8 protein-coding genes and 1 pseudogene are annotated in these 8,823 nt (G+C 64.5%); 6 read left to right on the forward strand and 3 right to left on the reverse strand.

What is annotated here, in order from left to right; translation table 11 throughout:
• A partial coding sequence (locus VK519_RS06610) for a hypothetical protein (protein WP_324348407.1) occupies window positions 1-997 on the forward strand: 997 nt, incomplete at its 5' end.
• A gap of 563 nt (window positions 998-1,560) precedes the next feature.
• Here the strand turns inward: VK519_RS06610 and VK519_RS06615 are convergent.
• Complete coding sequence (locus tag VK519_RS06615) at window positions 1,561-2,352, reverse strand: cytochrome C assembly family protein (protein ID WP_324348409.1); 792 nt, start codon at window positions 2,350-2,352, stop codon at window positions 1,561-1,563.
• A 97-nt stretch (window positions 2,353-2,449) separates the two neighbouring features.
• Here VK519_RS06615 and ffh point away from each other — a divergent pair, with 97 nt between their 5' ends.
• From ffh to rplS, 5 genes are all read left to right on the forward strand, one after another.
• Complete coding sequence (gene ffh, locus VK519_RS06620; protein WP_324348411.1) at window positions 2,450-3,826, forward strand: signal recognition particle protein; 1,377 nt, start codon at window positions 2,450-2,452, stop codon at window positions 3,824-3,826.
• A gap of 169 nt (window positions 3,827-3,995) precedes the next feature.
• A complete protein-coding gene (rpsP, locus tag VK519_RS06625; protein ID WP_324348413.1) occupies window positions 3,996-4,247 on the forward strand; it encodes a 30S ribosomal protein S16 in 252 nt (83 codons plus the stop codon).
• Window positions 4,247-4,759: a ribosome maturation factor RimM gene (rimM, locus tag VK519_RS06630; protein ID WP_324348414.1), complete on the forward strand. Its 513-nt coding sequence runs from the start codon at window positions 4,247-4,249 to the stop codon at window positions 4,757-4,759. The genes rpsP and rimM overlap by 1 nt, the downstream gene beginning before the upstream one ends.
• Window positions 4,760-4,776: 17 nt before the next feature.
• Window positions 4,777-5,556, forward strand: a complete 780-nt coding sequence (gene trmD / locus VK519_RS06635) for a tRNA (guanosine(37)-N1)-methyltransferase TrmD (protein WP_324348416.1) — start codon at window positions 4,777-4,779, stop codon at window positions 5,554-5,556.
• A 19-nt stretch (window positions 5,557-5,575) separates the two neighbouring features.
• Window positions 5,576-5,980, forward strand: a complete 405-nt coding sequence (gene rplS / locus VK519_RS06640; RefSeq protein WP_250623426.1) for a 50S ribosomal protein L19 — start codon at window positions 5,576-5,578, stop codon at window positions 5,978-5,980.
• Between the two features lie 139 nt (window positions 5,981-6,119).
• Here rplS and VK519_RS06645 read toward each other — a convergent pair whose 3' ends face one another.
• Together VK519_RS06645 and VK519_RS06650 are read right to left on the reverse strand one after the other, a co-directional pair.
• Window positions 6,120-8,189, reverse strand: a complete 2,070-nt coding sequence (locus tag VK519_RS06645) for an EAL domain-containing protein (protein WP_324348417.1) — start codon at window positions 8,187-8,189, stop codon at window positions 6,120-6,122.
• Window positions 8,190-8,328: 139 nt separating this feature from the next.
• Window positions 8,329-8,823 (reverse strand): annotated as a pseudogene (locus tag VK519_RS06650) (EF-P beta-lysylation protein EpmB); the annotation flags it as partial.

Consider the following 8,823-nt stretch of genomic DNA (forward strand, 5'->3'; position numbering starts at 1 on the left):
GTGGCGTGCCTGCTTCATCGATGCTTTTTGCGAACCGCGCGACGCCAACAGGGAAGTCAACTGCCTCGATGAGCTTGTCCGCGCGGCCAGGGAGACGCTACAAGCACACGAGCACCCGGGCCTGCGGCTGTTGTGCACCGAAGCGGAGTCCATTGACCGGTCGTATTTCGCGATCGAGGGCCCCGCGGATCGCTTGTCATTCTACTTTAGCGAAATTGACGAATGGCGAGGCCGCTTCATCAAGGGCGCGCAGGCCGTGGTCGCGGAACGCAAGGACTGGCGTTCGGTGGCTGTCGACTACGCCATTACGGGGTCGGAGGAAGTCACTGCGCTCATGGGTGCCATCTGCGCAGGCCCGGCTAGCGAAGCGGTGATCGCGGGAGAACCTTGTCCCGCCGTCATCGAGCGATACGAGATCGGTCGAAATCTGTTCCTAGACGAGCTGGAACGCCTTGCCATTGCAACGCACGCACGGAACGATTTTCTGAATGGTAAAACGGTGGACGAAGTGATGGCTGGCCGACAACTGTCCAGTTCGCGCCGAGAGACGCTGGAGTGGGCGTGTATCGCTGCGCTGGAACGGAATGACCAGGCGCATCCATGGCGCGAGGAATCGATGGCGGCCGGGTTCATGGACGGCTACGAAGACTACAATGCGGCTCTCCTGCAGGTGCCGGTGGCATCGCGTGCCGATCATTTCGGCATTAATAGCCAGACCTGTCGCGACTGGATCGTCGGTAAGAGGAATGCGTTGAGTCATGGTTCCGCTCTTCTCGCCGCTAGCGCGGGTGTCTGTATCGGCGAGGTATACCGCGCCGCCGGGTCAGGCGTTGGCATCAGCTGGCCTGCGTTGCTGGAGATCAACGACATGGACCGACTATTCAAGCAGATAGCGCGAGGTGAGGATCATATGCGCATCTACCGCGGGCTTGAGACCAACCAAGGCAGTAGTGCCTTCTTCAATCGAGCGCGCGCCATGGGCATGATGTTCGTCTGATCGATGAGCGCTACAGCACGCTGAAGGCGAGCAGGGCAGGCGACCTACATCGCTGGGGGCGGATGCTGAAAGCAATGGGTTCGTATGCGCGATAGCATCGTTGTAAGCCAGGTGCGCGAGTCCGCCGCGCGGCTCACGCGGTTTGCCAAGGAGACCGGCACCTCGGTGTTTCTGGTGCCATGTCACCAAGGCGCGCAGGCGATGGGTTGGTCCGGATGTCAGTACGTAGGCGGAATATGGAAGCGGCGTCAGCCATCGTGATCTAGCGTTGAGTCTCCACAACAAGGAGCAATACACGCATGCCACTCCCTTTGCTTATCAGCCCATCGTATCCGCCCCCTCCGCCGCCTCCGCCACCGCCACCTCAAATAGGATTGACAGGCAGCAGCCCTCCAGCAATGGCGCAAAACGCCCCGGAAACGCATCGGCACAATAATGCCTATTCGCACAGTCCGGCCAATCGGGACGGAGCGGCGTCCGTGGCGGAGCATATCGTCGACCTGACGACGGCCTAGGGCAGCGGCGCCTAACGCGCGATCACGCGGTATTGCACCGGCGCTGGCTCAGAGCGTCCGGTGCAGCACCAGCTCCAGCACGAATTTGGTACCGATGAAGGCCAGGAACAGCGTTCCCATGCCTAGCAAGGTGAGGTTCACCGCACGCCCACCGCGCCAGCCATAACGCCAGCGTCCCAGTAGCAACGCCCCGAAGATCGCCCAGGCGATGATCGACAGCACCGTCTTGTGCACCAGGTGCTGGCCAAACAGGTTATCGACGAACAGCACACCGGTGAGCAGGGTAAGCGTAAGCAGCGCGAAACCGGCGGCGATCATGCGGAACAGCAGCGATTCGGCAAGGGTGAGCGGGGGCAGGGCGCGCAACCAATGCTTGAATTGGCTGCGGCGCAGGGCGCGTTCCTGGATCGCCAGCAGGATCGCCAGTACCGCGGCAATCGACAGCACGCTGAAGGCAAGCAGGGCGAAGGCGACATGCAGCTTGATCTGCCAGTCCATGGGCTGGGGCCCTGTCGTCGGCGCTGCAAACACGTCCAGGGCCACGAACAAGGCTGTCAGCGGGAAGATGAAGATCCCCAGCCCCGCAACCGGCCTTGAAAGGTTCACGCCCATGGTGATGGCCGAGACCACCCAGGCCACCAGCGAAAGCGCGGCAAAGAAATGCAGGTCCAGTGTGCCGCGGCCCAGCAGCAGCCAGGCATGCAGCACCACGGCTATGCCCGCCAGCGACATGGCCAGGCGGCCCATCGGGGCGTGGGTACCGAACAGGGGGCGCGCCAGCGCCAGGGCGGCGGCCAGGTACAGCGCGATGGCGGTCAGGGCGACGAGCGTTGCGGTCATGCGATGAGTTTGGCATAGCGCCCGGCCCGGGCGAAACGCGCCATCGGCCCCATCGGCTATAATCACCGGCTTATCCGTCCGTAACTACCGACACCCCATGTTCGATTCCTTGAGCTCTCGCCTTTCCGAAACCGTCAACCGCCTGCGCGGTCGTGGTCGCCTGACGGAAGAAAACATCCGCGAAAGCTTGCGCGAGGTGCGCATTGCGCTGCTCGAAGCGGACGTGGCCCTGCCGGTGGTGCAGGCACTGATCGAGCGGGTGAAGATCCGCGCCGTCGGCCAGGAGGTCGTGAAGAGCCTTTCGCCGGGCCAGGCCCTGGTGAAGGTGGTCAGCGACGAGCTCACCGCCGTCATGGGTACCGCCAACGCGGAATTGAACCTTGCCGCCACGCCGCCGGCCGTCGTGCTGATGGCGGGCCTGCAGGGTGCCGGTAAAACCACCACCGTGGCCAAGCTCGCGCGCTTCCTGAAGGAGCGCAAGAAAAAGAAAGTGATGGTGGTCAGCTGCGACGTCTACCGTCCGGCCGCCATCGAGCAGCTGAAGACCCTGGCCGAACAGGTGGAGGTTTCCTTCTTCCCGTCCGACGGTGGCCAGGATCCCGTTGCCATCGCCCGTGCCGCCCTGGAAGCGGCCCGCCGCGAGGTGGTCGACGTACTCATCGTCGATACCGCCGGCCGGCTGCACGTCGACGCCGAGATGATGGCCGAGATCAAGCAGCTGCATACCGCGCTGAACCCCATCGAGACCCTGTTCGTGGTCGACTCGATGACCGGCCAGGATGCTGCCAACACGGCCAAGGCGTTCTCCGAGGCCCTGCCGCTCACCGGCGTGATACTGACCAAGGCCGACGGCGACGCCCGCGGCGGTGCCGCGCTGTCGGTGCGCTACGTGACCGGCCGTCCGGTGAAGTTCCTGGGCGCCGGCGAGAAAACCGACGCCCTGGAACCGTTCCACCCCGACCGCGTGGCCCAGCGCATCCTGGGCATGGGCGACGTGCTGTCGCTGGTCGAGGAAGTCGAGCGCAAGGTCGACCAGGACAAGGCCAACAAGCTCGCCCAGAAGGTGATCAAGGGCAAGCGCTTCGATCTCAACGACATGCGGGACCAGCTCGAGCAGATGAACAACATGGGCGGCCTGGCCGGACTCATGGACAAACTGCCGGGGGTGTCGAACCTGCCGGAAAACGTCAAATCCCGGGTCAACGACAAGGAAATCGGCCGGATGGTGGCCATCATCGGCTCGATGACCAAGAAAGAGCGCCGCCATCCCGACCTCCTGAACGGCTCGCGCAAGGCCCGCGTAGCCCGTGGCTCGGGTACCCAGCCGGCCGACGTCAACCGCCTGCTCAAGCAGTACATGCAGATGGAAAAAATGATGTCCAAGCTGGCCCGCGGTGGCGCCAAGGGCCTGATGCGCCAGATGGCTGGTGCCATGAAGGGCATGGGGGGCGGCGGCTTCCCGCCGATGCGCTGAACCTCAAGCCTCCGCTTAAAGCCTGTCTGGAAGGCTTCTTCGCGGATTTGATTGAAGTTTTTTTTAGGGCCACCCCTTCCTTTTTCCGCCGCATTCGCTAGAATGCACGGTTTACCGCGTACGAATCTCGTGCGCCTGCCGGTCCCCGGCGATTCTGGAGCAAGTAACTATGGTTAAGATCCGTCTTTCGCGCGGCGGCGCCAAGGGCCGTCCGTTTTATCACGTCATCGTGACCGACGGTCGCAACAAGCGTGATGGTCGCAACATCGAGCGCGTGGGCTTTTACAATCCCGTCGCCGCCGGCAAGGACAAGCGCCTGGAGCTGGACGTGGCCAGGATCCAGGCCTGGGTCGCCAAGGGCGCCCAGTGCACGGACAAGGTCCGCGCCCTGGTCAAGGAAGCCGGCAAGCAGGCTGCCTGATGGCGTCGCCCGGGCGAAGCGTCCGAGTCGGACGCATCGTTGGGGTGTACGGCGTGCAGGGTTGGGTCAAGCTCGAGTCGTGGACCGAGCCCCGCATGCGCATCTTCGATTACCAGCCCTGGCAGCTCACCGCACCGGGGATTGATCGTGAAGTCCGGGACGTCGAGGGCAGGCAGCAGGGCAAGGGCATCGTGGCCCGCCTGCCTGGCATCGACGACCGCGAAGGCGCCGCAGCGCTGATGGGCACGGAAATCACCGTGTCCCGCGAGCTGCTTCCGGCGCCGGCACCGGGCGAGTACTACTGGACCGACCTCGAAGGCCTGGAGGTGGTCACCATCGACGAAGTGCCGTTGGGACGGGTAAGCCACCTGTTCGCCACCGGTGCCAACGACGTGATGGTGGTAAGGAGCGCAGACAAGGAGCGTCTGATTCCTTTCGTCCAGGGTTCGTACGTGCGTACGGTGGATATCCCCGCCGGACGCATGGTGGTCGACTGGGATCCTGAATTCTAGCTTTCGAAGGCAGGACCATGCGCATCGATGTCGTCACGCTGTTTCCCGACTTCGTGCAGCAGTCCGCCGCGGTAGGTGTCGTGGGACGCGCGCAGCAGCGCAAGCTGCTGCAGGTTGAAACCTTCAATCCGCGCGATTTCACCCATGACGTCCACCGCACCGTGGACGGCCGGCCCTTCGGGGGCGGTCCGGGCATGGTGATGCTGATCGAGCCCTTGCGGGCGGCCCTGGCGGCGGTCCGCGAGGCGGCACCGGAGCCGGTGCATGTGATTTACCTCAGTCCGCAGGGAGCGCGGCTGACGCAGGGCAGGGTCAAGGCGCTGGCAGCCATGCCGCGAATTGCCTTGCTTTGCGGGCGTTACGAAGGCGTGGATGAACGCCTGTTGGCACATGAGGTCGACGAGGAGCTCTCGATCGGCGATTATGTACTGTCAGGTGGCGAGCTTGCGGCAGCGATCGTGATCGATGCCGTGGGCCGGCTCCAGGAAGGCGCGTTGAACGACGCGCTCTCCGCCCAGCAGGATTCGTTCTCCGACGGCCTGCTGGACTGCCCGCATTACACCCGGCCCGTGCAGCACGACGCATGGGGCGGGGTTCCGGAGGTACTGCTGTCCGGCGACCACGCGGCGATTGCCCGCTGGCGCCTGAAGCAGTCCCTGGGCCGTACCTGGCTCCGCAGGCCGGATCTGCTTACGCAGCGGGTGCTCGATGCGCAATCGAGGGCTTTGCTGGATGAATTCCGCCGCGAGTACTCGCGGCAACAACAAGCGGCGGCCGATACCGGCCCGCAGCACTGAATTTTTGAACGGGTGTGCCATGAATAAACTCATCGAACAGTTCGAATCCGAGCAGATCGTCCGCCAGCTGCCGGACTTCGGTCCTGGCGATACGGTCGTCGTCAACGTCAAGGTGAAGGAAGGCAACCGCGAGCGCGTCCAGGCGTTCGAGGGCATTGTCATCGCCAAGCGTAGCCGCGGCCTGCATTCGGCCTTCACGGTGCGCAAGATCTCGCACGGCACCGGCGTCGAGCGCGTCTTCCAGGCACACAGCCCGACGATCGACTCGGTCACCGTCAAGCGCAAGGGCAAGGTCCGCGGCGCCAAGCTGTACTACCTGCGCGGTCTGGAAGGCAAGGCTGCCCGCATCAAGGAAGACGTGGCCGCCGCCGCCAACATCAAGGCTGCCAACATCAAGGCCGCCAAGGCTGCTGCCGCCGAGTAATCGGCTTCGCGACGTGTCGGGTTGGGGTCAGAGTGAAACTCTGACCCCGGAAAAAGCCCGGCATCAGTCCTGATAACGGCACCTGCGACACGAAAAACCCCCGGGCTCGCGCCACGGGGGTTTTTCCGTGTGCGTTGCATCAGGCGTGCGTAAAGTCGTGCCTGTCCGCCACCACCATCACCGGTTCCTGCAGGAAGTTGCCCTGGACGAAGTCGACGCCGCAGGAGAACAGCAGCGACGTGCTGGCGGCATCTTCCACCCACTCGGCGATGGTCTGCTTGCCCTGGGCATGGGCCTCGACGCAGATTTCGGCGATCTTCTTCTGGTTTTCCGGATGCTGCGGAAGCTCGGTCATGAAGCTGCGGTCGATCTTCAGGTAATCGGCATCCACGTGCGTGAGCATCTGGAAGGAATTCAGGCCCGAGCCGAATTGCTCCAGGGCGAAGCGGCCGCCTACCTTCTTCCAGCCGGTGATGAATTCCTGGGCCGGGCGAAGGCTGGTCAGCACCTTGCTCTCGGGCATCTCCACCACGATCGTGCTGCGGCGGAGCTTCGCCTCGCCCACGCGCTGGGCAAGCCACGGCAATAGCGTGGCATCGTGCAGGGACGCCAGGGTCAGCTTGACGAAGTAGGTGGTGGTCAGGCCGTCTCGTTCGCGCTGGTGCAGGGTGTCGATGGCATGGCCTAGTACCCAGCGGTCGACCGCGGGCAGCATGCCGTGGCGTTCGGCCACCGGCATGAAGTAACTGGGCAGCACGTCGCCGTTGGGCCCGCGCATGCGCACCAGGATCTCATAGAACTCGCCGGCGGCATCCTGCAGGGAAATGATCTGCTGGTGGTAAAGCAGGAAGTTGTCGCTTTCCAGCGCATCGCGGACCAGGTTCAGCCAGTACAGGTCGCGCTCGGCATCGGCCTTCTCGCGGGCCGAAGGGTCGTGCACCTCGCTGCGGTTGCCGCCCTGGTTCTGCGCGTTGCGCAGTGCCGTGCTGGCTTGCTCGAGCAAGGTCTCGGCATTGGCGTTGCGCTCGGCCAGGAGGCTGCCGCCGACGGTCAGGCTCACCGTGATCGAACGCGAACCGACGTCGAAGATCTGCGCAGCCACCGAGCTGCGCAGGTTTTCGATCAGGTCGTGCACCTCGGCATCGGAGCGTGCATGCAGCACGATGCCGATGGTGTGTTCGCCCAGTACACCGGCGTCGTCGTCGTCGTCCAGCACGTCGCGGATCCTGCCGGCGATGCCGGCAAAGAGCTGATCGGCATTGCCCATGCCGATCGCCGGCACGATGTCTTTCCAGTTGTCGGGCTCCACCAGCAGCAGGGCCCGGCCCGTCTCGCCATCGGTGGCCGAGGCCACGGCGCGGTCCACCAGTTCCAGCGTGTGTGCGCGGTTCCACAGGCCCGTCACGGAGTCCCGGGTGAGCTGGGCCACGACATTCGGGTCGATGATCTCGCGGCGGAAGACGATCTGCAGGCAGGATTCGCCCTCGAACGTGGCGTGCGCGAATTCGACGATCGCCTTGAAGCGGTTGCCGTCGCCGCGCCGGGCCTGGAATTCGATGTGTTCCACCGGCGGCTTGTCGCCGCGCGAAAGGTTGCGCAAGAGGGTCTTGAAGCGGTCGGCGTCTTCGCTGGCGATCATGTCCAGGATCGGCAGGCCCAGGATGTCGTCGAACTCTTCGAATCCGAACTGCTCCAGGTAGGCCTGGTTCGCGCGTACGTGCATGCCCTCGTGCACGTAGGCGATGGCATCGCGGGAGGAATCGAGCAAGGCATCGCAGCGGCGCTCGGATTCGCGCAGCGCGGTTTCCAGCCGACGCACCTGCCTGCGTGTGGTAAGCGATTCGAATTCGCGGCGGACGATGGCCAGGGTCTGTTCCGGGCGGCCGCGCAGGGCTATGCCGCGGACGCCAGCGGTGAAGAGCTCGGCGATGGTGTCTTCGTTGAGTCGTTCGACGGTGGCGATGATGGCCACGTCCTTGCCGCTGGCTTCCACCTGGCGCAACACGGTGGCAACGTCGAGCTTTTTCGTGGCGGGGTTCACCAGCACGATGTCCGGGCTTTCATCCAGCGACTGGGCAAATTCGTCCGGCGTGCCCGCGCGCGAGGGCCGCACGGCGGTGCCGCCGTTGCGCATCACGTTGATCAGCTGCTCGGCCTGTTCGACGGAGTCTTCGACGAAGGCGATCTTGATGACGTTGTCTTGTTTCATGCTGGGCCGGTGGCGATTCGTAAGGCCGCGATCGCCAGGTTGCCCCCCGTGGCCGCTTCGCGTGCTGCCTAGAGTTTGTACCCCAATCGTTGCGCCAATACCATCGGCTGTTTTCGATGGCCCTTGAGGGTGCCGGCGCTTAAAGCGGCGTCTTGGAGGGCTCGCCCTGCTCCTCGCGGACCAACCGGGGCACCAGGTACCCGGGCAGCCGTTCGCGCATGGCCTGGACCAGGGCCAGCGCGCGGGCATCGTCCACTTCGAAATGGGCGGCGCCCTGCACGCGGTCGAGCTGGTGCAGGTAGTAGGGCAGCACCCCGGCGGCGAAGAGGCGTTCGCTCAGTGCGCTGAGCGTTTCGGCGTCATCGTTCACCCCGGCCAGCAGCACCGACTGGTTGAGCAGGGTCGCCCCGGTGTCACGCAGGCGCCGGCAGGCTTCGTCCACGTTGCCGTCGAACTCGTTGGCGTGGTTGGCGTGAAGCACCACCACTTTCTGTAGTGGCACGGCGCCAAGCCATTGGGTGAAGGCGTCGTCGACGCGCTCGGGCAGCACCACCGGCAGCCGGGTATGGATGCGCAGGCGGCGCACATGGGGCAGGGCGTGCAGGCGGTCGGTGAGCTCGGCCAGCTTGCCGGT

The sequence above is a fragment of the Pinirhizobacter sp. genome (genome assembly GCF_035317885.1).
In the GTDB taxonomy this organism is placed as follows: Bacteria; Pseudomonadota; Gammaproteobacteria; order Xanthomonadales; family Rhodanobacteraceae; genus Pinirhizobacter.

Coding starts and splice junctions, on each gene's coding strand:
- VK519_RS06615 (WP_324348409.1), bottom strand. CDS start 2,352: ATGACCGCAACGCTCGTCGCCCTGACCGCCATCGCGCTGTACCTGGCC.
- ffh (WP_324348411.1), top strand. CDS start 2,450: ATGTTCGATTCCTTGAGCTCTCGCCTTTCCGAAACCGTCAACCGCCTG.
- rpsP (WP_324348413.1), top strand. CDS start 3,996: ATGGTTAAGATCCGTCTTTCGCGCGGCGGCGCCAAGGGCCGTCCGTTT.
- rimM (WP_324348414.1), top strand. CDS start 4,247: ATGGCGTCGCCCGGGCGAAGCGTCCGAGTCGGACGCATCGTTGGGGTG.
- trmD (WP_324348416.1), top strand. CDS start 4,777: ATGCGCATCGATGTCGTCACGCTGTTTCCCGACTTCGTGCAGCAGTCC.
- rplS (WP_250623426.1), top strand. CDS start 5,576: ATGAATAAACTCATCGAACAGTTCGAATCCGAGCAGATCGTCCGCCAG.
- VK519_RS06645 (WP_324348417.1), bottom strand. CDS start 8,189: ATGAAACAAGACAACGTCATCAAGATCGCCTTCGTCGAAGACTCCGTC.